This window comes from Pedobacter sp. CG_S7 (assembly GCF_040544395.1).
Taxonomy (GTDB): domain Bacteria; phylum Bacteroidota; class Bacteroidia; order Sphingobacteriales; family Sphingobacteriaceae; genus Pedobacter.
Map to the genome: position 1 here is coordinate 12,988 of NZ_JBEONS010000021.1, position 25,195 is coordinate 38,182.

Genomic DNA, 25,195 nt, shown 5'->3' on the forward strand with positions numbered 1-25,195 from the left:
GTATGATCTTTTACCCCTTTCGGGAATGCAAATATAGTGCGAATATCTTTACTTCCAAACTTTATTTTAATTAATTTTCAACTGACTAACTACCAGCACCTTCTTTCATCTTCTCTGCATTCTCAGCAAACTGAAGTGCATCGATCAGTTCCTGAACCCCACCATCAAGCACCGCATTAAGGTTGTATAATGTTAATCCGATACGGTGATCAGTAACTCTTCCCTGCGGATAATTGTAGGTCCTGATCTTTGCCGAGCGATCTCCTGTTGAAACCATCGTTTTACGGCGGGCAGCGGTATCGCCCACTTTCTTTTGCAATTCGATATCATAAAGCTTACTTCTCAACATCTCCATTGCAATAACCCGGTTACCCAATTGCGACCGCTCCTGCTGGCACACTACAACTAAGCCAGACGGTCTGTGCGTCAACTGAACCTTAGTCTCCACTTTGTTAACGTTCTGTCCACCTGCGCCACCTGATCGCGATGTCTGCAAGTCAATATCAGCAGGATTCAGATAAAAGTCAATTTCTTCTGCCTCAGGCAATACAGCAACAGATGCTGCAGATGTATGCACACGGCCCTGAGTTTCTGTATCTGGCACGCGTTGCACACGATGTACACCTGATTCATATTTCAACTGTCCATAAACATCTTCACCACTAACTTTCAGGATCACCTCTTTATAACCACCTGCAGAACCTTCAGTAGCATCAACAGTTTCTACTTTCCAGCCTTTTTGCTCAAAATAACGGCTATACATTCTAAATAAATCACCTGCAAATAAAGCAGCCTCATCACCTCCTGTACCTCCCCTGATCTCGAAAACAGCATTTTTAGCATCTTCCGGATCAACAGGAATCAGCATTAAACGAACTTTTTCTTCTAGTTCTTCCTGCTGCGCCAAAAGCTGGTCTAATTCCTCTTTGGCCATATCACGCATCTCGGCGTCTTTTTCCGTACTCAGAATCTCTTTATTAGCCTCTATATTACTCATCACATTCTTATAGATTTTATACTCATCTACAATCTTGCCTAAGTCTTTATACTCTTTATTTAATGCTGCAAAACGCTTCATGTCCTGCATCGTATCAGGATTAGTTAACTGCTCTTCTACATCTTCCCACCGCAGCTTTATTGCTTCTAATTTTTCTAACATATCTTTTTTTCAGAAAATTAAATATCATTCGCTAATCAGCGGAAAGGCAAATGCCAATTTCCCGATAAGAAGGAACGTGATTTATTTGGATACAAAAATAGGGTTTTTAGCTTAATTATTTCCTTGAAAATAATTAAGGGTTAGCTGTTTGCCATCAAAAACCGCATACGAATTATAATTTAACCACTCCCCAAGATTCACATATCGGCTATTTTCATTCAATTGAAGGTCCAGTGGCAAATGCCTGTGACCAAAAATAAAATAGTCATAATGTGTCTTTTGTAAAATTTCTTTAGCATAAACAGCCAGCCATTCCTTGTCTTCACGCTGAAAAACTTCTGCTACTTTGTTTGTCCCACGACTTTTTGATGACCAGGCATTGCCAATACCTAAACCTATTCTAGGTGGTACAAGTGAAAATAACCATTGACAAACAGGGTTCCTAAAGATCTTCCTCAGGAATTTATACTTATAATCTCCAGGCCCCAGACCATCACCATGATGCAAATAAAAACTTTTACCGTTTCTTTCTATCACATATTCCTCACTAATAATTTGAATACCCATTTCAGTACTGAAATAATCATTAACCCACATGTCATGGTTACCTTTGAAAAAGTAAATTTTTATCCCATTATCTGACATTTGCGCTAGTTTACCCTGCAGGCGAATAAACCCTTTAGGTATAACCATTTGGTATTCGAACCAAAAGTCAAATATATCACCCATTAAAAAAAGCTCACTGCAACTCGGCTCTATCTCATTTAACCAATTCACAATGCGATTTTCACGAGCTCGGCTTCCCTGATGATCAGGGGAGCCCAAATGAAAATCTGAGGCGAAGTATATGTGTTTTGTCATCAATGGAAACAAAGATAAACTAATTTCATTTGCTGCAATCCAAAAAAAGTACTACAAGTTATGTAGATATTTCTCAACAACGCTATTATTAAAGACAATTTTTGTAAATTCGCAACAAATTTAAATACATGATTTCTACAGATATAGCCATCATTGGCGCCGGCCCCGTAGGTTTATTCGCTATTTTTGAAGCCGGATTACTTAAAATGCGCTGTCATTTAATTGATTATTTACCACAAGTTGGAGGTCAACTTTCAGAAATATATCCTAAAAAGCCAATTTATGATATCCCGGGATACCCAACTGTGTTGGCGCAGGAGCTTGTTGACAACCTTATGGAACAAGGTAAGCCTTTCCATCCAGGGTTCACATTAGGCGAACGTATTGAGGGCTTAGAGAAACGTGGTGAGGGTGATTTTGTGCTGACAACCAATATGGGTACGATCATAGAATCTAAGGTTGTCGTTATTGCCGGTGGTTTAGGCTGCTTTGAGCCTCGTAAGCCTGCCGTTGCTGGTTTAGAGCAATTTGAAAATGGCCGTGGCGTTAACTACATGATCCTTGATCCAGAACAATACCGCGGGCAAAAAATGGTAATTGCTGGTGGTGGTGACTCTGCCCTAGACTGGACCATATTTTTAGCTGATATTGTTGAAGAGTTAACGCTGATACACCGCAGCGAAAGTTTCCGTGGCGCTCCTGATTCTGTTAATAAAGTAATGGCTTTAGCAGAAAGTGGCCGTATTAACCTGGTTTTAAACAGTAACCTGAATTCAGTAACAGGAGCTGGCAAACTAGAGAACGTAGAAATTATTCACAACAAAACCTTAGAAATCACCAATGTTGCTGCAGATCATTTAATTCCACTATTTGGATTGAGCCCTAAATTAGGACCTATAGAAAACTGGAATTTGAATATCCACAAAAGTGCAATAGAGGTAAATACTGATGATTATTCTACTAACATTCCGGGTATTTACGCTATTGGCGACATCAACACTTATCCAAATAAATTGAAGTTAATTCTTTGTGGGTTCCATGAAGCTGCTTTAATGAGTCACAGTGCTTATCAATACATGAACCCTGGTATTAAATATACCATGAAATATACTACTGTTAATGGTGTAAGTGAATTTTAATTATGGAAGCGAATAACATCAATATACATGTACAAAATCCAGATGGTACCTTAACTACCCTTGAGGCTCCTATAGACATGGGATTAAGTCTAATGGAATACCTAAAAGCTTGCGAGTATGATATTCTGGCCACATGCGGTGGAATGGCTTTGTGTGCTACTTGTTGCGTAGACGTTTTGGAAGGCGAAGATATGCTGCACGAAATGTCTGATGATGAATATGCCATGCTAGACACTTTACCAGATGTGTTGCCAAACTCCAGACTTTCCTGCCAGTTAAAGCTGAATCAGGAAATGGATGGCTTGACCATTAAATTACACGGTGGATTAAACTAAGTTTAATTCCGCTTATTTTATAAAACAAGCATTTTAGTTGTTAAGCTTAATAATTGCAAATTCACTGAAATGCTTGTTTAATTTATACTGCTACCTGGATTGTAATTTCTTTACAACCTATTGCCTTCTGGATCAGCCAAGGCCTTATTGATGGTGAATTCAACGTACTTTCGGTCTCTTTTTATTAACTGCATTAACTGGATCACCAATTCTTCTTCATGACCCGGAGTAAATGGTATATTTTCGTTTACCAAATCACGGTACTTCCTTAAAAACTTGATTTTTACTTTTGGTGCTGTTTCAGCGGTAAGGGTAAAATTTGCCATACTGCAAAAATAGGAAATATTGTGACACAAGTTATAAAAAAAGACTACTCCAAATTAATTGAAATAGCCTTTTATTTATTATCTTATTTTACTGTTAAAGTAATAGGAAGTTTTTTTGTTAAGGTGTTTTGATTAACCACCTCAACCTCTACAACAATTTTCGTTCCAACGGCAACACCAGCTGGAACCGTAAATGGAACCAGAAGTGAATCCGTGCGACTAACTGTTGAATAAGCTTTCTGGTAGGCTGTTGTTGATATTAACGCTTGACTACCTGTACCAACTGTAGATCTTAAATTGATCTTATCGATCGGCTCGTCAGACCAGTACCTTAAATCGAATTGTAGCCCACTACCCGCAGTAACACTTACTGTTTGTGGTGCTTTTACCGTAAATGACGCTATAACAGGAACCTTTCCAATAATAGTGATGTTGTCTTGCAACCATTGATCTGGAGCATTCTTTTTGCAGGCCGATGTAAACATGACGATTGCAAAAAGTGCTACGATTATTTTATATGACTTATTTTCCATTTTAATATTCTTATAAATTGTTAATTAAATAACCATAATTTCTGTGCCTGATTTGTGATAACTGGAACATTTGGATTTCTTCCTGGCTCGTTATCAGCATATTTCCCTCTTTGCACAAAAACATTACCTAAAAGATTTTTGAATGGCATTTTTAATCCTGGATACACGGAAGTATCATATTGATACCTTCTCATATCAGTCCATGTTTCCATTTGAAGAAATAAGGCAATGTATTTTTGAAGCATCACATCTGTAATGGTAATATTTCCTGCTTTAGTGATGGTCGCGTTATTGATATAAGCATCAATATCTGCTGCACTAACACCTAATTTTAACATATTACCTTTTATACCGTTGATATAAGCTAAATATGCTGCTGGTTTATCTGTACTGATGAGTGCCTCTGCTTTAATAAATTGCATTTCTGAATAAGTAAGAATTGGAACAGCTGATGTTCTTGCTCCATAAAATGTTTTTTCAGTAAAATCAGCATTTGCTAAATTAGATCCTTGCTCGGTATTTAAAGTGCCAACCGGGCGACCGATATAAGTGGCCGCGCCACCATTATCAAATAATTTAGGTAATCGTGGATCAATTACACCATTAAAATGCCCTGTACCATTCATTAAATTAACAATAAAATACGAAGGACGTGCTGTTTTTGAAGTTGGAACAGATTGACCCAAGTTAGTAAACCAAGGACTAGGTCTGTCTTGAGTATAAGTAAGCTGTAAATCTGCTGCTCCCAATTGATTATCTACTGCAGAAGCAATATCAGCTACTGCTTTTGCCGCATTTGAAGGATCCTTCTTAGACAAATGTAAATAATAACGTGCTCTAGCACCGTAAGCTGCTTTTTTCCAACTAGCAATAACACCTTTAAAAATTAAATCATTCGATGCACTCACCTGCAGCGTAGCTGTTGTAGGAACTGGTTTATCCAGATCAGCTATTGCTTCATCAAGAATTTGCTTCAGAGAAGTCGTATAAATATCCTGCTGCTTGTCGTATTTAGGACTTGGAACAGTGGGCCCTTTAAAAGCTTCGCTGTAAGGCAAGTCTCCCCAGATATCAGTACTCTGCATTAAGGTCAAAGCAAGTAACACTTTACCTATGCCCGCATATTGTGGCGCACCAAGTGTTTCCGCACGACTAATCATGTCTTTTAAATTAGGCATAGCATCTCTATAAGCTGATTCCCAGATGTTATCAAATCCATAAGGATTATAAGAATCAATATTTGATTCATAAGAATTATATCCCGCAAAGTACTGAGGGTAAAAATTTCCATACTGCCCCGCATTAAAGAATGAGGTAGATGTATATTGAATAGTGGTAGCCAATAATCCTGGCAGATTAGCCTGCTCTGGGGTAAGCCTCGAGGGATCATTATTGATATCGAGTTGTTTTTTACACGCACTAAAAACTGCAGTTAATGCAATCAATAAGCTGAGAACTTTTATATTTAAGATTTTCATAGATTCTAAAAATTAACATTTAAACCAACAAATATATTTCTGGTTGCTGGAACTCCAGTTCCTACATAGCCTATTGAATTAGACCCAGATCCATAAGCACTTGCTTCAGGATCAAATCCATTAAAGGAAGTGCTCAACCATAAATTGTTTGCCGTTACAGAAAAAGAGGCCGACTTAATAAAAGATTTTTGCAACCAGTTTTTAGGCAAATCATATGAAAGTGATACATTCTGTAACCTTATCCATGATGCATCCTGGAAACCATTGTTTTCAGTAGCAAGTTTGTAAGGGAAACTATTGGCATAAAAACTTTGATCGATGAGTACATTTTTATCATTTGGCACATACACAGGACTTGCCGCAGTACCCACATTTTTAACACCTTTAAATATTACTTGTGCATTTCTTAACTCTGTTTCTGCACCTATACCTGTAGAAAAACGTTGTGTTTTTGGTATATCAAATACATCTCCACCTTTTTTAATATTGAATAAGAAGGAGAAGGTTAATCCTTTATAAGTAACACTACTTCCTAAACCAGCTATCCAATCAGGATATGCATTACCGACCAGGTAATTATTAGAAAGCGGCTGTGGAATAGTAGGATAACCATCAGCATTAATCACCAATTGACCTTCGTATTCACTGTTACCATCAGTTACACGGGTATACGGCCAGCCATACCAATCTCCCGGGCGACCACCAGTTTTGATAATTTGTTTTACCCAAGGTGATTCTGGATTAAATTGTATTTCATTAACACCAGGAGGCATTGATAACACACGTCCTTTAGTTCGAGACCAATTCGCATTAATATCCCATCTGAAATCTTTTGAATCAATAACATTTGCATTCAATAAAAACTCCAAAGAGTTATTGCGAATCTCACCAGCGTTGGTTACATAAATATCATAACCAGAAGCATAACTAATTGGAACAGGTACAATCTGATCAATACTATTTAAGATAGCGTAGTTAGCATCAAGCGTGATTTTATTTTTAAAAAATTTAAATTCACCACCAAATTCCAAACCTTTTGTTCTTTCTGGACGAAGTCCTTCAGAACCAATTTTTACATCTCTTCTTATTCCACTTACGCCATTAAATGCTTGAATGGTTGAATAATATTCACCTATCTGGTAAGGATCTGCATCTTTACCTACTTGAGCATAGGATGCTCTTAACTTACCAAAGTTAAATATTGGGTTATCCTGTAGACCTAATGTTTCTGTGAAGACGTAAGATAGGCTGGTTGATGGATAAAAGAAAGAGCGGTTTGATGCTGGTAAAGTAGATGACCAATCATTTCTTCCTGTTACACTTAAAAAGACAGTGTTATCATAACTCACAGTCAAATCGCCAAAAAGACCTATGATGTTTTTCTTTGATGGATTTGTAGTCGTAGTATAAACATTGTAGTTATTAATACTTTCTACATTTGGCACTACTGCCTGTGCACCATTAAGGGATAAGTTTGATCTGTTAATATGAGTATAAGATTGTCCAACTAATAAGGTTGCCATCCATTTTTCACCAAACTGTTTCATTGCTCTGGCAAAGAAATTTGAATTGACCTCACTATAGCTAATCCTTTGCTCGGTCATTGAACCTAGTGTACTAATCAACAAGCCTTTTTCATTATATACTTGTCTGAAATCTGTATAATTGTCTATACCAGCTTTATAATTGAATGTTAACCAGTCATTGGCTTTAAATTCTACACCCAGGTTTCCAATAACCCTGTTTACATTATCTTTTAAGAATGCATTTTCAGTAAAGTAATAGGGATTTTGTATAGAACCGTTATAGGTTTTCTCACTGCCATCAGGATTAAGATAATCAGAAGGATTAACCGTATTGGTATGACGCATTAAGTAAAAAATAGTACCTGACGACACACCAGTTCTTGGGTTTTTACCCCCTGAATTAATATAGTTGGCCGAACCTTCAAACTTAAACTGTTCAGAGGCTTTTAGTGTTCCGGCCAATCTGATCGATGTTTTACCATATTCAGAATTTGGAACTACACCAGTTTGATCTGAATTTGCGATAGAGGTGAAATAAGTTGCACTTTCGTTACCTCCACTAAAGGTGAAAGAGTTTTGTGCCTGGTGGCCAGTTCTAAAAAACTCATCATAAGGATTATAGGTAGGAAGGCCTTCAATTTTTGGCCCCCAACTGTTAACACTGGGTACAAAAGCACCACCATTACCATTGCCATAAGTTGTTTGAATATCTGGCGTCTTTGTCACATCGTCAAAACTATATGATGTTTTAAAGTTAAACGTTGGTTTACCAGACTTACCAGATTTTGAGGTAATAATTACTGCACCATTAGCTGCTCTAAGTCCGTATAATACGGAGGCTGCTGGACCTTTTAAGATAGTCATGGTCTCAATATCTTCCGGATTTATATCCGCTGAACGATTAGTGTTTTGAAAGTTATCTCCCACCTGATCCGTATTATTTGAAATCGGAATTCCATCAATTACGAACAATGGCTGATTATCTGCCGAAGGATTAAGAGAGTTAATGCCCCTTATTTGTATCCTTGATCCTGCTCCTGCTGCACCTCCCGTACTTGTAATCTGTACACCAGAAGCTTTACCTTTTAAAGCGTTGATCAGGTTAGACTGGTTGGTATTAGTTATTTGATCAGCTTTAATTTCCTGAGTGGCATAACCTAATGACCTCTTTTGTTGCTTCACACCCAATGCTGTTACAACAACTTCATTCAGGGTATTTGAACTGCTTTTTAATACAACATTGAGTGTTGTGTTTGAGCCCACGACTTTTTCTTGTGAAATCATACTAATATAACTAAACACTAAAACATCTGTTGAGGACGCTTTTATGGAATATTGACCCGCACCATTGGTTTGTACAACGGTTGTACTTCCTTTAATTTTTACGGATACACCCGGAATGGAAAGTCCATCTTCAACAGAGGTGACTTTTCCTGTGACAGTAAGCTGCTGAGCAAACGTTGGCGTTGCTAACAAAATAATGCCCCAAAATAATAAGAGTAGTTTTTTCTTCATTTTAATGAACTGTTTAAATGGAAATTAAAGTTTAGTTATGTGTGTTTTTTATTGCTTAAGTTTTTTTTTAAAATACCATTTATAGTGGTATAATACTAAAACCAAACATGCATAAAAACGCAAAATTTTAGTAAAAGTAAATATTAAAAATGTTTTTTACGCAATAAAACAAAAGAACATATTGTATTATAGTTAAAATCTGCAAAAAACTTGCATAAACCTGCAGTACAGGTTATTGAAACATAGTCTATAGTATTATCATTCCCCCGCCTGTTTTTGTATCTCTAACGCCCGGATATCATAAAAAAAGCGCATCAATACGATGCGCTTTTTTATATTACAGAAATATTATACTTTTATATTTAATAAAAAGTTGCATAATAATTCACACCAATTGGTGTAGCAATAGAACCATTAACACCCCTAATAATAAAGGTATAAGCCTGTCCTTTAATTAAGGTAATAGCAGTTGTAGCAATTAGTGTAGCACCAGTAGTATTTTGATTAATATTATAAAGGTTACTTTGTCCTGGCATTGGGATCTCCACAAAAGCAGAAGCGGTGCCATAGGCTAAATTAGAAACAATTTTCTGACTAGTTGTTTTTTGTACAAAATCAATATTTGGTCCACCGTTGTATAAGTTAACCACCCGGATGAAAACTTTCGAAGTATCCAAAGCAGGTTTAACTTCTTCCATCAACAAAGATGATTCCACCTTTTTATTTGTGATATTGTAAGTCCCTGTAGTATACAAAGTATAGTATTTACCTGCCGCAGTGTTGATGCTCGTATTAAAAACCTCAAGATTTGCATCAGCTATAGCTGAAGAAACTATTTTAGCAGTAATAGCATTTACACCTACTTTAGCAGGAATAAATGTACCACCTAAACCTGGAAACACTCCTAAATAAGTATAACCTGCTTCTTTACCATTTGTTGATGCATTTCCTGATACGCGCACATCATTCAAGTTAAAATTAATAACAGGACTTGCAGGCGTCAGGTTAATAAACCTGATATAGGAATATGCTGGATCTCCTGCACTAATTTTTGTGTATTCAGTACTTTCGACTAAATCGCCTTTTGTACATCCGCTAAAAGTGATGGCAACAAGGGAAAAGATATATATTAATTTTTTCATTTTTTTTGAATTAAGCGTGATGAATTAAGGTTGAGAAAACCACATTTTATATGTATGATAATCTGGTTGATCTCCACCTATCTTTTTTAAGGCATCTATATTCCAAATGTACTCTGAGTTGTAACGTGGGCGGTATCTTTGTGCCGGTTTACCACTGTTATCCAAAAAGAATGTTGGCGGGAAAACAAACACATTTAAATAAGGATTATTACCCTTTATATCACCCTCATTGTAATTGAATTTACGAAGATCACTCCAGGTCTCAACAAAACCATGTCCCCACATTGCAATGTACTTTTGAAGCATGATGTCTCTAATAGTCAAAACACCAGAACTTTGCGCAACAGCCGTACTTGCCAAGTAAGCCGCTTTTTGCGATGTAGTAATTGCAGTACCCAAACCACTTACAAAATCTATATGTCCTGCAATCCCAGCCAAATAAGCCTGGTAAGCCAAAGTAGGGTTTGCACTTCTTAAGGCAGCTTCCGCTTTGATAAATTGAATTTCTGCAAAGGTCATGATTGGAAAACCTGCATTATCTCTAAACAAATACTTTCCTGTACCTGCACCTGGATTAGTAGAATTAAGTCCGCCCCATGGATTGGCTACTGCGGTAGTTGCCGTGTTTGCAGCCGCTGAATTTGGGTCACCTACTCCTGGATTTACACCTCTGAATGTACCATCACCTGAGGCAGTGATCATGTTAGCTCTTCTTGGATCAATCACAACTCCAGTTGTACCAGTAAAATAAGTGCCATCTAACAAGCCAACAATCATTCTTGATTGGCGATAATTACCTAAGTTAGCTCTTAAAGGACCAAAGAAGTTTCCGTCTGCAGAAGTTAAACCATTGTTGGGAACTAAGAAATTATCTGCATTGTTACTTAACGACTTGTCTGCATATTCAATCACTTTTGCCGGATTATAGGTAGATTTATTTACAAGATTGTTCATGTTTCTGGCTAAAATTCCATAATTAAATTTAATCCATTTCGCATTTACACCTTTATAAACTAAATCAGCAGAAGCCATTTTAGCTACAGTTCCATTGCCATCAGTTTTGCTAAAGTTTGCAATAGACTCATTAGCTAAACGCACAACCTCTGCATAAACTTCTGCTTGAGGATCATAATCGAAAACATATCTATTTGGCTCAAAGGCTTGTTTAAGCACTAAATCCCCATAATAATCCGTTCCCGTTTGCCATCCCCAAGCGCGCAATGATTGCGCCATTCCCAGGAAGTTATATTGCTGGGTTTTTATTGCATCGTCCATTATTAAGCCCAGGTTAGCCCCTAAGCCATAATATACTGTACGCCAAATTTCGCCAGTTGTATCAAGACCGGCATACCAGCCATGAATTTCACCTGTCATTCCTCCAGAAACAAAACCCCAGTTCTGAATAAGTGGCGCTAAATAACGGGCATCAAATTGTATTCCACGTTCCATCTGTGCAAACAGTGGAGGCGTAAGGGTTTTACTTTCAGTTACCTGTGGGGTAGCCGTATCTGTATTAACATCTAAATATTTCTTGCAACTTGTCGATAATAAAAGAGCTGACGCCGCAAATGTTATGTAAATTTTTTTCATTTCTTTTCTATTAAAAACCAATTTTAACACCTAAATTATATCCCCTTGGCAAACCAACTGAACCATAATCTATACCCGTTCCGCCTAATCCACCTGATGCAGCACTCAAACCATTCACAGAAGGATCTACCCCTTTGTAATTGGTCATTAGCCATAAATCTGTTCCGGTTACAAAAACACTTGCCGTTTTGAATACTTTACCCTCTCCAAAAACACTTTTTGGCAAGTTATAGCTTAAGGTAATGTCTTTTAACCTAATCCAATTAACATCTTTCTGAAGAAAATCTTCAGTATTGTATGCGCTTGAATAGTAACTAGTAGTAATGTATGGGGTAACAATGATAGCGTTTTGCGTTGGATTAGCTGAATTCTCTAAGCCATCTCTTAATACACCTTTAATCAAACGTGGTGTTTCGCGGTCAAGACTTAATTTCGATAAACCTCTTGCATACAAATATAATTCCGTTGCATTATAAATATCACCACCTTTTCTGATATCAAACAAGAAGGAAAGATTTAAGCGCTTATAGGTAAAACTATTAGACAAACCGATGGTGAAATCAGGTGCTCTATCTCCTATCGGTGTAAAATCAGTTCCTTTTATTGGCAAACCTGAAGTAGGGTTAATTAATAAGTCACCGTTATTGTTTCTCAAATAAGTAATACCTGAAAAAGCAGAAACAGATGATCCTGGATTAAATTGAGCTCTTACGTTATCAAACAACCAGGTATCAGACACATAAAATGTTTTTTGATCTGCTGGCAGAGATAAAATATTACCTTTTTGACGGGCAATATTTCCAGAAACATCCCATGCAAAATTAGTTGTTTTTATTGGCGTACCTTTAACAAGCGCCTCAAAACCACGGTATTTAATTTTACCACTGTTGATGTATTCTAAAATTGCACCAGTTGCGTAACTTAAACGCGGTGCAGTAATTTGTTTATTAGATAAAGTTTCAAAATAAGAGAAGTCAAAAGACAATCTATTATTAAAGAACCCCATTTCCATACCAACTTCTGAGGCCGTTGTAAATTCTGCTTGTAAATCTGGGTTACCTGCAGTAACATCAACGGCAAAACCGCCTCCTGTAGTCGTTTGTGCAACCAGCTTCGTTTTGGTAATGTAAGCCACTCGGGCATCTTTACCCGACTGTCCCCATGACCCCCTAAGTTTACCGAAAGAGAGCCATTCCATTTTCTTAAATGCAGGTAATTCTGAAAACACAAAACTTAACGAAGTTGCTGGATAGAAGAAACCTTGATTTTTTACGGGAAGTGTAGAAGACATATCATAACGTCCGGTTAAAGTTAAAAACAAATAATTGTCATAACCAAACTCTGCACTTCCAAAAGCCCCCACTTTACGTTTGAGCTCATCTGTATAAGCAACACGCTGTGTGGTTGGATCTGTATTGTTTAAACTGTAGAAATCTGATTGGTAGAATTTCGTTCCGTATTGAGAATTCACTTGGTAAGAATTGTCTTTAATATCAGCACCAATGCGTACAATAGGCTTAAATTTACCGAAATCCTTTTTTAATGTGGTAACGAAAGCCCCATTGAATAAACGTTCATTGGAATTAAAAGTATTGATACCACCACCAGAAGCCGATGTTCCAGATTTATTTGCTGAATAAGATTCAGGGTGATAAGCTGATAAGCCTTGTTGCGCACTGATATCCGCGCCAACACGACCAGAGAATCCTAACCATTCGTTTGGCTTATAATCAATTCCGAAATTACCTAAAATACGGTTAACTTTATCCCAATTTGGGTTTTTGTTGACACCAAAGAATGGGTTATCCAACTCAGCAGATAAAGTACCTGTAATGGTTCTTCTCGCACCTGTTGCCGTTAAATAGTTACGCATGTCATCAATAACCGGCCATGATAAAGCACTGATCATCGGACTACCATCTCCTTTAAAAGTTTTATCTGTTCTGGAGTTGATCAAATTTAAAGATCCATTGGTGCTAATTTTAGAACTGATTGTAGAAGTCCCTGAGATCTTTGCATTGATGGAATTGAATCCCGTTCCAGGTAGTGTTCCACTTTGATCGGTATAACTTACACTTGTTCTTAAAGATAAAGTTTCAGTACCACCTTCTATTGAAGCGTTATGTTTTTGTGTAAAACCAGTTTTATAGAAGTTCCCTAGGTTATCATAAGTCTGCAAATTGGCTGGATATTTAGCCCCAAAATAAACACGCAACTCATCATCAAAGAAACCACCTGCACCACCGCCATAAACCGTTTGAACATCAGGGAAACGGTATACATTTTCCATTCGGAATGAATTGCTGTAACTCACTCTCGCCGTTCCGGCTTTAGCTCTTTTTGTGGTGATCACCACCGCACCAGATGCACCTTCAGTACCATATAATGCAGAAGCCTCTGGACCCTTTAAAATTGTAATCGAAGCAATTTCTTCAGGATTGATATCCATCGCTCTGTTACCATAATCATTTGTACGGTTAAAGGTACCCTGACCCACTAAATTGTACTCACTAAAAGTACGGTTAGAAATGGGTAAACCATCTACAACAAATAAAGGCTGATTATCTCCATCTAAAGAAACCGCTCCACGAATAATCATTTGTGAGGAAGCACCAGGTGTACCGTTTGTCGGGGTAATCGTTGCTCCAGCAACACGTCCCTGTAAGGCATTTAAAAAGTTGTCCCGTTGGGTACCCGCGATGTCCTCCCCTTTAATAGTTTGCGCAGAGTAACCCAGTGCTTTTTTATCCCTCGTAATACCAAAAGCGGTTACAACAACCTCATTCAATGCATTGTTGTTCTCCGCAAGAGCAACATTAACAACAGTGTTGCTACCAACTGTTTTTTCTTGTACCGTTGTTCCTATATAAGAGAACACCAATACATCACCTTTTCTAGACCCGATAGAATAAGTCCCAGCTGTTGATGTCTGAACAGCCGTTTTACTTCCTTTAATTTTCACAGAAGCACCTGGAATAGGTAATCCATCCTCCGCAGAGGTCAGCTTTCCAGTCACAACAATTTGTTGCGCAAAAGTTTGCGTTGCCAACAAAAGAGTACACCAGAACAATAGGAGTAGTTTTCTTTTCATAAACATTTTTTTAGTTGAATTATAAATTGTGGTTTGTTAATGTAACTTTATCTAAACACGCAATTAAACGCAGAAATAAAATTCATCCAGTAAATATGTATAATGTTTTTTGTTAATTACAACAAACAACAAACTATTTTTATGGCAGTTAGCAGATTTTAATTGCACAAAGCCGCAAAAATCCGCAATATTTTAATGTCAATGGCTCTTTAATCAATTAACCTTTATTATATTCGTTAAAAATTAATCAAATGTTAAAGAGAGAAAGGCTTGAAGTCATCATGCGCCAAATCAATTTGCACAACAGGGTGCTCACTTCTGATATGGTACAACTATTAAATGTTTCAGAAGACACTATTAGGAGAGATTTACAAGAGTTAAGCGATAATAATTCACTCATAAAGGTTCACGGTGGAGCACTTTCTAAATCTTACCAAACTACTTTTGATGATGTAAACGTCTATGCCAGAGAGGCAAAAATTAATATCGCTAAAAAAACTATACCGCTCATCAAAGATGGGATGGTGATTTTAACAGGTGGAGGTACAACTCTAATTGAATTAGTGAAACAACTTCCAAATAATTTACAAGCAACTTTCTTTACCATTAGCCCTTTCGTAGCCATAGAATTGGCTAAATATGAAAAAATTGAAGTCATTCTAATTGGCGGGTTATTCTCTAAAAACTCCAAGGTAACTTACGGAAGCCATGTCATCAACCAACTGTCTGAAATCAATGCGGATTTATGTTTGTTAGGCACCAGTGCCTTACATCCCAAAAATGGATTAACAGATACCGACTGGGAAATTAACCAACTTAAAAAAACCATGCTCCACTCCAGCAAAAGAACCGCTATTCTGTGCATTTCAGAAAAGCTAAACACTACCCAGCGACTAAAAGTGGCTCCTTTAGAGAACATAAATTATTTGATTACTGAACTAAACGAGGCAGATGATCAATTAGATGTGTATAGGCTGAAATCTTTAAAAATCCTATAAAGGATCATTTTATAAATAACGTACCTTTACTAACCCACACTAATTTTCAATAAAATCTAATATATGGCTAGATTAAATCTATTAGAAGAAACGCGTTTTGAAAAATTACCCGTTTCCGTCTTTGACAATCCTAAAGCAGCGTCATTACATGTTGCGCATCGAATAGCCGACCTTATCAACAAAAAGCAAGCAAATAACGCGACAACAGTTCTTGGTTTAGCAACAGGGGCAACTCCTATTGCCGTATACGCAGAGCTCGTTCGAATGCACAAGGAAGAAGGACTTAGCTTTAAAAATGTGGTCACTTTTAACCTCGATGAATATTACCCGATGCAACCAAATGCTGCACAGAGTTATGTAACTTTCATGAACGAGAACTTGTTTGACCATATTGATATCGATAAAAACAATGTTAATATTCCTGATGGCACTTTAAGTCTGGAAGAAATCCCTGCTTTTTGTCTTAATTATGAAAAGAAAATTGGAGAAATGGGTGGCCTGGATATACAGATTCTTGGTATCGGGCGTACCGGCCACATCGGCTTTAACGAGCCCGGCTCTGCACCTAACTCAGGAACAAGACTTGTTACCTTAGATGAGCTGACCAAAAGAGATGCGGCAAGAGATTTTGGAGGTAAGTCTTTTGTACCTACAAAAGCTATAACAATGGGTATTGGCACAATTTTCAAAGCCAGAGAGATTATTTTAATGGCCTGGAACAAGAAAAAAGCCGCTATCATTAAGAAAGCTGTGGAAGGAGAAATTTCCAGTGAGGTTCCTGCAACTTATTTGCAATTATCAGAACATGTAGAATTTATTCTTGATATTGATGCAGCCTGTTTATTAACCCGTTTTGACACGCCATGGTTAGTGAAAGACTGTATCTGGAAAGAGAAAATAACCCGGAAAGCGGTAATTTGGCTGGCTAATCATTTACAAAAACCAATTCTAAAACTTACCGAAGATGATTTCAACAACCACGGCATGGCACAACTTGCCCTGGAGAAAGGCCCTGTTTATAACATCAACATCCATATTTTCAATAAACTTCAGCACACCATTACCGGTTGGCCTGGGGGTAAACCAAATGCTGATGACACACAAAGACCTGAAAGGGCACAGCCTGCTAAAAAAAGCGTTTTGATATTCTCACCTCATCCCGATGATGATGTGATTTCAATGGGTGGTACCTTTATCAGGTTGGTTGATCAAAAGCATGATGTTCATGTAGCCTACCAAACTTCTGGTAATACGGCCGTTTGGGATGATGATGCCCTCCGTTTTGTAGAATTTAGTATCGACTTTTCAAAGAAAATGGGCTTAGATCAGTATGCTTTGCAAAAGATTTATGAAGATATGCGTAGTTTCATGGATAAAAAACTGCCCAATCAGGTTGACACTCCTGAAATCCAATCCGTAAAGGGCTTGATCAGAAAAGGTGAAGCTACAGCCGGTGCAAGGTATTGCGGACTGGAAGATGACCACATTCATTTTATGGCTCTTCCTTTTTATGAAACGGGTAAAAACAAAAAAAACCCCGTTACCAATAAGGATTTTGAATTAACTATTGAGTTATTGCAAAAAATCAAACCGCAGCAAGTATTTGCCGCCGGAGACTTTGAAGATCCTCATGGTACGCACATCGTTTGCTTTAACATCATTCTAGCAGCTTTAACACACCTTCGCAAAACAGAAGCATGGGCACAGGATTGTTGGTTATGGATGTACAGAGGTGCATGGCACGAATTTGAAACTCATGAAATTGAAATGGCTGTACCTCTTAGTCCCCAGGAACTCGAGAAAAAGAAATATGCTATCTTCAAACACCAATCTCAGAAAGATCGCGCCGTTTTTCCTGGTGATGACTCCCGTGAGTTTTGGAGGCGTGCAGAAGATCGCAGCAGAGAAACGGCAAAAGCATACGATGACCTAGGCTTAGCTGAATATGAAGCAATGGAAGCTTTTGTTAGGTGGAAATTTAATTAATCATGGAAAATAAATCAGTACGCTTACTATCACTAGACTTTTTTAGAGGGGCTACAGTTGCCGCCATGATCCTGGTGAATAACCCTGGAGATTGGGGAAACATTTATAGTCCTTTAGCGCATGCGAGTTGGAATGGCTGTACACCAACCGACTTAATATTCCCTTTCTTTTTGTTCATCGTAGGTGTTTCCATCACCTATGCCATGGGTACTAAAAAAGCTGACCCAGCAATGCATAATCAAATTTTATTAAAAGCTTTAAAACGTGCACTGATTTTATTTGGCCTGGGATTGTTCCTTTCCTTATACCCGAAAGTCTTCATAGCCCCTATTGAAGCACTGCAAGGGGTAAGAATACCCGGGGTTTTACAACGAATTGGCTTGGTCTTCTTCTTTTCTGCGGTAATTTTCCTCAAAAGTTCAGAAAAAAATATCTTTAGAATTTTTATTGGCTTACTGGCATTTTATTGGGTCATGATGACTTTTATTCCTGTACCCAATGTTGGCTATGCTAACTTAGAAAAAGAAACAAACTTAGGCGCCTGGATCGACCGGTCTATACTGACCGAAGCACACTTGTGGAAGTCGGCTAAAACCTGGGACCCAGAAGGCTTGTTCAGCACCATTCCGGCCATTGCTTCAGGCTTATTTGGTGTGCTTGTTGGAATTTACCTTAGACGTAAAGATGTTGAGCCTGCTACAAAAATTGCATGGTTGTTCTCTGCAGGTATTGCCGCTGTTTTTGCCGGCTTACTTTGGGATCTAAATTTCCCTATCAATAAGTCCTTATGGACAAGCTCCTTTGTGTTGTACACAGGGGGTTTGGCGACTATGATTTTAGCCTTCAGCTATTGGATTATTGATGTGCAGCGTTACACCCGGTTTACAACCCCTTTTGTAGTTTACGGGGTAAATGCCATTACCGTATTTTTTTTATCTGGCTTACTTCCAAGAACAATGAATATGTTTAAGGTAAACATGGCTGATGGAACAGAGCTGGGTGTTCAACTATGGTTATACCAAAGCTTTTACAAGCCGAACTTCTCACCAGTCAATGCTTCTTTAGTATGGGCACTAACACAAATCATATTTTGGTTATGCATTCTATGGATTATGTATAAGAAAAAGATCTTTATTAAAGTATAGAAGCCCTATTAAAGAGCTTCTATACCTACTGGATCACTAGCTTCACTCTCATTCTTAAGCCTATCTAATGCAGTAACCAGGTAAGTGTATCTTTTACCACCTTCAACATCGGTATCAATAAAAGAAGTATAATCTTCAAAACTTATTTTAAGTATATTCTTTGGATTTAAAACACTAATCTTCTCGCCCTCTTCAAAACGATAAATAACATAACCAGATGCAGTTTCCCCATCTAATGCATGCAATGGGCGCTCCCAGTTCAGGTAAATGCCATCCGCTTTAGCCACCACACTTATGTTTCTAGGTATATTAGGCACTATATCATCCAACCATGGCATCTGTGGTGGCAGCGCAGGATACTTATAAAGATCGTTTCGCAAAGAATCACCTGTTGCACGGGCAACAGTAGAAAAAGATTTTGAACTAAAGAAAACACTACCCTGAACCCGGTTATTATTACGCATATACCTAATTTGATCAGGAATTTGATTGGGTAAACGCCATGCTGCCTCCATCTTTTGATTCATCAGGTAAGCTCCCTGTCCTATATACAAATGCCGGCCATAGGTATTGTCGCTCCACCAATCTACCAAAGTAGCAAATGGAGCTGCTTTCCTTGTGAAACTAAAATAAATCTGTGGATTGATATAATCTACCCACCCTTCCTTTATCCATTTTCTTGAGTCTGCATACAATTCCGTATAATTCGAAAGACCATTTGTTTCTGAACCTAAAACATCTTCACCCTTATTTTTCCAGATACCAAAAGGACTAATCCCAAATTTCATATATTTCTTGTAATGGTGAATACTGTCATCGAGCATCTTAATCAACAAGTCAACATTATTACGGCGCCAATCTTTAATGTTCGTAAAGCCATTATTGTATTTTGAAAAGGTTTCACCATCTTTAATCGTCTGACCAGAAATGGGATAAGGATAAAAGTAATCATCGAAATGTATGCCGTCTGCATTATAGCCCTTTACAACATCTAAAATAACCTGTACTATATAAGCTCTGACTTCAGGCAAACCTGGGTCAAATTGTTTTTTACCGCCATAAGTGAAAAACAGATCCGGACGTTTTACAGTCATGTGCTCTTTACTGATAATGGCATTTGGGCTCACAGTAGCGCGGTATGGATTAAACCAGGCATGTAATTCCATCCCTCTAAAGTGAGCTTCTTTAATAGCAAATTCAAGGGGGTCATAACCAAAGGCAGGAGCAATCCCCTGCCGGCCCATTAACCATTGGCTCCATGGCTCTCTGGATTTAGCATAAAAAGCATCTGCTGCCGGTCTTACCTGTAACAAAATGGCGTTCATCCCATTTTTTTGATGCTGCTCTAAAAGCCCAATAAATTCCTGCTTCTGCTGGTCTACACTCAACCCCGGTTTCGACGGCCAGTCAATATTTGAGACAGTGGCCACCCAAACACCTCTAAATTCTCTTTTGGGAGCATTTTTTATTGTTTGTTGTGCCGATAGCGTTAAGGGCAAAATGAATGCAATTGCAATTGCATAAACAATGTTACTAAGCATTCTATATAATTTTGATGTTTTGTGTGTATTCGATTCTAGCAATTAAACGATTATTTATTTAGTCTGATACAAATTTGGCGTTTTTTTACCCATTTTTTGTATTTTTTATCTTAAGTTAGACTTTTGATTGAAAAACCAAAGAATCCCTAGCAAAAAAACTGACCGTAATTTAAAATGTTAAACCAAAAAGTTTCCAATAATTCCGGCGACCGTAACAAGATTTATTTTCTTATTATCGTTATCGTAGCTTTATTAGGTACAAATGCATACCTCTATTTTAGAGACAAACATGAAAGCGAACGTTTTGTTAGTGCAAATACCGAAAAAGATAGATTAAAATTAGAAGTAGAAAAAATTGAGGTAGAACTTGATAAAATCAATATCATTAATATATTATTAACAGATAAACTGCTGGAAGAACAAAAACTTGCCAGAATAAAAATAGCGGAATTAAAGCTGGCTTTGCAAAAGGGACAATTTACTCAAGGCGAGCTCCTTAACGCACAAAAAGAAGTAAAAGAGTTAAAAGAATTCGTGAAAAATTTTAGTGAAGAAATTGTAAAACTTCAGGAAGAAAACAAAAATTTAAAATCTGAGCGCGACAATTTACTTACCTCTTTTCAGGTCGTTAACGAAAAAGCGAAAAATCTTGCAAAGAAAAATTCAGAGCTAACAGAAAAGGTAAAAGCAGCTTCCTTACTTAAGGCCTTTAATATGGAAGTTTCAGCTTATAGAGTAAAAAAAAACGGTAAACAGGTAGAAGTTAACCAGGCTGGTTCTGCAAAAAAATTAATCGTTAAATTTAATATTGCGCCTAATACCTTGGCTAAAAAAAAATACTACAAGATATATATGCGCGTATTTGACCCTGCAGGCAATCTAGTGGCCGATGCAAATAATATGTTTGATGCTGATAACCAACAAATGCAATACAGTGAGATGAGCATACTTGCCCATAAAAATGACTCTGATTTTTATGATATGGCTTGGGTTAATCCTAAAGAATTCATGAAGGGAAGTTATACCGTTATCCTCTATGCTGATGGCGAAACAATGAGTAGATCTTCCATCAATCTAAAATAATGGCGTAAAACTAGGCTAGAGTGAAACTTAGAAAAAAGGTGGTGCCTTTATCAATGACTGATTTGAACTCAACTGTGCCTCCTGCATTTTCTACCGCTTGTTTTACAAATGCCAATCCCAATCCTGTACCTGAAGACTTGGTGGTAAAATTAGGCGCAAAGATCTTATCCTGCAAATAATAGTCTATACCTTTGCCATTATCAGATAATTCTATCCAAACTTTCTTATGGTCATTCCCGAGTTTGATGTAAATAAGGCATTCCTTATTTAAAAAGGAAGCTTCAATTGCATTCTTCAATAAGTTGTTAAAAGTACGTAGCAGCTGGTCTTTATCGCCCATAATGAAGATTTCTTCACTGGTTTGATCTACGATATGGATGTTTGCGTTTGCATCGTTAATAAAAACGTCGCTTGCTTGCTGCACCACCGGAATTAATTTCAACTTTTGAAGTTTTGTGTCTGGCATTTTAGCGAAATTCGAAAATTCTGATGCTATTGTTGCAAGGCTATCTATTTGTTCAATAAAGGATTTATTAAAGCGTTCAAATTTTTTCTCAAAGTTAGGGTCTTTTTCTTTCCATGATTTCTCCAGTAACTGAACACCTAACTTCAATGGTGTTAAAGGATTTTTGATTTCATGCGCTACTTGTTTGGCCATTTCCCGCCAGGCACTCTCCCGCTCAGACTTTGCCAGCTTTTTAGCACTTTCTTCAAGCGCTGCAATCATTTTATTATACTCCTTTATCAAAGAGCCTATCTCATCATGCCTTGACCATAAAATAGGTTGATTCTTTTGTCCTAACTTAGTCTTTTTAATACTTTCCTGGATAAAGGTTAGAGGGCTGGTAATTTGGTTGGCCAAAAAAACTGCCAAAATACCAATAGCCACAAATACCAAGGCATAAATATTGATAAGTGTATTGATAAATAAACCAATTTTTGACTGATAGTCGACTTCATTTCCATAATATGGTAGGCCGATATACGCAACGGTTTGATTTTCTGCATTCCTGATGGCCGCATAAGCTACAGAATAGGTGAAATCACCAATAGTTTCTTCTGGACTAAAAAATTCTGACCTTTGAAAATGGCTTAAATAAATAAAAGCCTTCGGGGACATGATTCTTGCCAGGATTCCGTAATCGTAGATTTTAGGAATAGAGGTATATAAAAGCTTCCCATCCACATCAAAAAGATTTAAATAGGTGGAGTTAACATCCGAAAACTGATTAAACTCTTTTATAGATTGATCTGTAACTTTAGGTATGCCACTACTATACATCTTTTTGCCGTATAAAAGTTGCACCTTACGAAGCTTTTCTCTAATCACATCATCCTGCTGGTTCCTATATTCTGAACTGATGTAGAAAAAGGTAGTCCAGCCCACAATAAGTAAAGTGGCTACAACAGATAATACTATCGAAAATTGTATACGCGTTTTATACAAGATTTTATTCGCGTTAATCATTAAAGAACGGTTAATGTTGAACCAGCCACCCCAGCTTTCATCAATGTTTTTTACCACCCAGATCAAAATGTAAAGCGCAACAGAGAACAGAATAAAGACCAGGAAAAAGAAAGACAAAATGGCAAGGCTCGTAACGTATGAAATCTTTTCTTCACTAATTACAATAGTTTTAAAATTGCTCGGCCTATAAACCATGTGATTGTAACCTTGCTCTTGGTCGTTAAAGTAAACTGGTTGTTCAATTTTACCTTTAAAATCTATATCTGTTAGTTTATATGTGAATTTTCCAGACTGGTTAACCAACACCCCATGGTTATAATAGGCAAAAGAATAACCCTTAAAATCATCACTACTTTTCACTTTCCCATCTACCAATAGCTCAGGAAACTGGTTGTTATAATTGTATTGTTGAGATTTTAGCTCTAAAACCAATGTCCCTAGAATGTGTTTATTTCCAAATATGGGGATAATGCCAAAATAACTTTGGTAACCAAAGGTGTCATTGAGCCTATAAAAAAAATTAGAGACTTTAACAGAACCTGATTGAACCAGGTTTTTATAATGACTCAATCGAACCGATTCCATTGAATTTAAGGAAGAATCAAGGGCATTAAAAGTATATAACTTATAATCAAATTGCGCTAAATAACTATCCAAATATTTTTTGTTAATCAATTTCTCCAAGCCATTTTCCTTCTTTAACGCCTTTATTTTAAAAAAGTCTAGTACTAACTGATCTGAGTAAATCCCTTTTTCTAAACCCTCGATAGAACTAATAATTCTGGGGTTATCAGTAGATTGTAACTTTTGAGCGATATTATACTGCTTATTTCGCTCTTTAATCTCTTGGTACTTGATATGCTTAATGGAAGAAATTAAGGCCAGACAAAAGAAAATAGCCGCATATATTTTGACTGAAAATCTACCGTTCTGAATGTAGATATTCCAGCCCAAAAGATAAAGAAATAGGGCATAGCCGAAAAAAAATACGGTAAAGCCAGCACTAAGTCTATAAAGTAAATAACCTGCAATAGCAATAAGGAACAAAATAAGCCGCTCCCTGTTGGTAACATTTAACTTAAGACTAAAAAGCATCAAAGTGCTGGTTATTAAAAATATATTAAACCACACCAAACATAAGATAATGATACTAATCCAACTTGCCCAACTTAAGTTAATGATATTGGTAATATCATAATTGATTTTTGAATTATAGACAAGCCCTGAAAACATGCTGTCATTAAGGTATGCAAAACCCAAAAAAAGCAGCAATAGCAGCATATGGAACAGCAAGCCTAAAACCTTGCTTTTGTTAAACCATTCAGGAAAGTAATACTTATCCTTATAGGTATAAATAAACAATGATATCCAGGTAAAGGAAAGAACATTTAAAAAGAAGTCACCTAAAGAAGGAAGCCAAAAGCTCTCTCCATACACTGTTGGACTAAATATTTCGAGATTAAACTGATAATTAAACCACCCATACTCTAAATCACTAATTCTCAATATTAAAAAGAATAGAATCAATAGGGCCGTAGCAAAAAATAGGTGGCCGTTTCTCGCCAGCCAGGAACAAAAAGCATTAAAAAACAGCGTAAAGCTAAACAACCCTATTACCCAAAGCCACACCTCTATCGAGGCATATAATCTTTTTGAATAGCCTGGATTAAGCTTTACTTCAAAAAGCAATTTACCATTAATACTTTTTATTACATAAACTTCCGAATCGATAAAAGATGCCAGACTTAAAGAACTTGAAGAAAGTAAATCCTTAGAAATTTCATTCTGAAGGAATTTGTTCTCTATGAGAAATTGATTTTTAACGCTGATAAGGAAGACGACATGAAAATTTGCATACGATTTTTTGATGACCTCATACCAACCGTTCGACAACTGCAGAAAAGAGGTGCCTTCTCTGATCTGGTATTTGGAGGGAAGAGAAAGCATGGAAGAGCTCCAGAATTTAAGATCGTTATCCTTATAGGTTAACACATTAATTCCTTTGCTACTGTAATTTTTAATAAATGTTAAGCCTAAATCTTCATTCGTATGAAATTGTTTTATTTTTTCAACCTCTTGTTTTTTAGACAAGAGGTCGTAAACAAGCCGTTCACTTTTAGAAAGATTTTCCTGAAGTTGTTTTGCCTCATGTTGCAAAAGGTCTTTTTTGGAAACAGAATGTCTCAACGATAGTGCCGTAACAAGACAGCACATGCTCATAATCAGGAGAAGAATTCTAATTTTTAATCCTATGCTCACAGCAAATAATCTATAATTTT

Annotated in this window: 17 protein-coding genes; 6 read left to right on the plus strand and 11 right to left on the minus strand. The window is 37.1% G+C overall.

Annotated elements, in window-relative coordinates; translation table 11 throughout:
* Nucleotides 1-85: 85 nt before the first annotated feature.
* Nucleotides 86-1,159: a peptide chain release factor 1 gene (gene prfA / locus AAKU52_RS11800; RefSeq protein ID WP_354333657.1), complete on the minus strand. Its 1,074-nt coding sequence runs from the start codon at nt 1,157-1,159 to the stop codon at nt 86-88.
* 111 nt (nt 1,160-1,270) lie between these two features.
* The gene (locus AAKU52_RS11805) at nt 1,271-2,020 is read right to left on the minus strand and encodes a UDP-2,3-diacylglucosamine diphosphatase (protein ID WP_354333659.1); all 750 of its coding nucleotides are present in this window, start codon (nt 2,018-2,020) and stop codon (nt 1,271-1,273) included.
* A 128-nt stretch (nt 2,021-2,148) separates the two neighbouring features.
* Between AAKU52_RS11805 and AAKU52_RS11810 the strand changes: the two genes are divergently transcribed.
* Together AAKU52_RS11810 and AAKU52_RS11815 are read left to right on the plus strand one after the other, a co-directional pair.
* Nucleotides 2,149-3,159 (plus strand): NAD(P)/FAD-dependent oxidoreductase, encoded by a 1,011-nt coding sequence (locus AAKU52_RS11810; RefSeq protein ID WP_354333661.1) that lies wholly within the window; start codon nt 2,149-2,151, stop codon nt 3,157-3,159.
* A 2-nt stretch (nt 3,160-3,161) separates the two neighbouring features.
* The gene (locus AAKU52_RS11815; protein WP_354333663.1) at nt 3,162-3,494 is read left to right on the plus strand and encodes a 2Fe-2S iron-sulfur cluster-binding protein; all 333 of its coding nucleotides are present in this window, start codon (nt 3,162-3,164) and stop codon (nt 3,492-3,494) included.
* A gap of 110 nt (nt 3,495-3,604) precedes the next feature.
* Here AAKU52_RS11815 and AAKU52_RS11820 read toward each other — a convergent pair whose 3' ends face one another.
* From AAKU52_RS11820 to AAKU52_RS11850, 7 genes are all read right to left on the minus strand, one after another.
* Nucleotides 3,605-3,820 carry a hypothetical protein gene (locus tag AAKU52_RS11820; protein WP_354333665.1) on the minus strand — a complete coding sequence of 72 codons (216 nt, stop codon included), beginning with the start codon at nt 3,818-3,820 and terminating at the stop codon, nt 3,605-3,607.
* A gap of 83 nt (nt 3,821-3,903) precedes the next feature.
* Entirely contained in the window at nt 3,904-4,353 is a 450-nt protein-coding gene (locus tag AAKU52_RS11825; protein ID WP_354333667.1) for a hypothetical protein, read from the minus strand.
* Between the two features lie 20 nt (nt 4,354-4,373).
* Nucleotides 4,374-5,831 carry a SusD/RagB family nutrient-binding outer membrane lipoprotein gene (locus AAKU52_RS11830; protein ID WP_354333669.1) on the minus strand — a complete coding sequence of 486 codons (1,458 nt, stop codon included), beginning with the start codon at nt 5,829-5,831 and terminating at the stop codon, nt 4,374-4,376.
* A 5-nt stretch (nt 5,832-5,836) separates the two neighbouring features.
* The gene (locus tag AAKU52_RS11835; RefSeq protein WP_354333671.1) at nt 5,837-8,872 is read right to left on the minus strand and encodes a SusC/RagA family TonB-linked outer membrane protein; all 3,036 of its coding nucleotides are present in this window, start codon (nt 8,870-8,872) and stop codon (nt 5,837-5,839) included.
* Between the two features lie 362 nt (nt 8,873-9,234).
* Nucleotides 9,235-10,014: a DUF4397 domain-containing protein gene (locus tag AAKU52_RS11840; RefSeq protein WP_354333673.1), complete on the minus strand. Its 780-nt coding sequence runs from the start codon at nt 10,012-10,014 to the stop codon at nt 9,235-9,237.
* A gap of 24 nt (nt 10,015-10,038) precedes the next feature.
* Entirely contained in the window at nt 10,039-11,604 is a 1,566-nt protein-coding gene (locus AAKU52_RS11845) for a SusD/RagB family nutrient-binding outer membrane lipoprotein (protein ID WP_354333675.1), read from the minus strand.
* Nucleotides 11,605-11,614: 10 nt separating this feature from the next.
* Entirely contained in the window at nt 11,615-14,695 is a 3,081-nt protein-coding gene (locus tag AAKU52_RS11850; RefSeq protein WP_354333677.1) for a SusC/RagA family TonB-linked outer membrane protein, read from the minus strand.
* Nucleotides 14,696-14,946: 251 nt separating this feature from the next.
* Between AAKU52_RS11850 and AAKU52_RS11855 the strand changes: the two genes are divergently transcribed.
* From AAKU52_RS11855 to AAKU52_RS11865, 3 genes are all read left to right on the plus strand, one after another.
* Nucleotides 14,947-15,693, plus strand: a complete 747-nt coding sequence (locus tag AAKU52_RS11855) for a DeoR/GlpR family DNA-binding transcription regulator (RefSeq protein ID WP_354333680.1) — start codon at nt 14,947-14,949, stop codon at nt 15,691-15,693.
* Nucleotides 15,694-15,756: 63 nt separating this feature from the next.
* Nucleotides 15,757-17,679, plus strand: a complete 1,923-nt coding sequence (gene nagB / locus AAKU52_RS11860) for a glucosamine-6-phosphate deaminase (RefSeq protein ID WP_354333682.1) — start codon at nt 15,757-15,759, stop codon at nt 17,677-17,679.
* A 2-nt stretch (nt 17,680-17,681) separates the two neighbouring features.
* Nucleotides 17,682-18,824 carry an acyltransferase family protein gene (locus AAKU52_RS11865; RefSeq protein WP_354333684.1) on the plus strand — a complete coding sequence of 381 codons (1,143 nt, stop codon included), beginning with the start codon at nt 17,682-17,684 and terminating at the stop codon, nt 18,822-18,824.
* Between the two features lie 8 nt (nt 18,825-18,832).
* Here AAKU52_RS11865 and AAKU52_RS11870 read toward each other — a convergent pair whose 3' ends face one another.
* On the minus strand, nt 18,833-20,365 hold the full coding sequence (locus AAKU52_RS11870) for a glycoside hydrolase family 10-like protein (RefSeq protein ID WP_354333686.1): 1,533 nt from the start codon (nt 20,363-20,365) through the stop codon (nt 18,833-18,835).
* A gap of 174 nt (nt 20,366-20,539) precedes the next feature.
* On the opposite strand from AAKU52_RS11870, the gene AAKU52_RS11875 reads away from it, so the two are divergent.
* Entirely contained in the window at nt 20,540-21,448 is a 909-nt protein-coding gene (locus tag AAKU52_RS11875) for a DUF8428 domain-containing protein (protein WP_354333688.1), read from the plus strand.
* 10 nt (nt 21,449-21,458) lie between these two features.
* Here AAKU52_RS11875 and AAKU52_RS11880 read toward each other — a convergent pair whose 3' ends face one another.
* Nucleotides 21,459-25,175: a sensor histidine kinase gene (locus AAKU52_RS11880; protein WP_354333689.1), complete on the minus strand. Its 3,717-nt coding sequence runs from the start codon at nt 25,173-25,175 to the stop codon at nt 21,459-21,461.
* Between the last annotated feature and the right edge of the window lie 20 nt (nt 25,176-25,195).